The following is a 356-nucleotide window of genomic DNA, read 5'->3' as shown; positions in this document are numbered from 1 at the left end:
GCCCCGCTTCCTTGCCAAATTGAGGGGAAGCATATACCGGCACGCCCAACTTATTTCCTCCGAGGCATTTTACGCCTACACGCAAGATTATCGATATCATAATCATGCCTGGTTTCAGGATCTATCTTTGATGGTCACTGCCAGTGTCATGAAATGGTTCCCTTGTGCTCAGGATTGGATGGGGGTCGCCGTTCGACGTCTTGAGGATCAATTGCGCCACCTTGTAGAGATTGATGGAGATCTACATATATTTATCGAGAATTCCATAGGCTACCATGACGGGATGATAGCGATTCTGGAGTTGATTTCGGATGTAGTAAATAAGTCCGGGATTGTTTCGGAGGTGTTAATTTCCA

1 protein-coding gene is annotated in these 356 nt (G+C 46.3%); it reads left to right on the top strand.

Features of this window, described 5'->3' with window-relative positions:
• Window positions 1-19: 19 nt before the first annotated feature.
• Window positions 20-356, top strand: a 337-nt coding sequence (locus tag ACR6JA_RS23320; protein WP_494599922.1) for a heparinase II/III family protein, incomplete at its 3' end; no start/stop codon positions are given.

Source organism: Cedecea sp. B1(4) (assembly GCF_059414925.1).
Note: the sequence above shows the minus strand (reverse complement) of the source record. Positions and strands in the feature narration are given on the sequence as shown.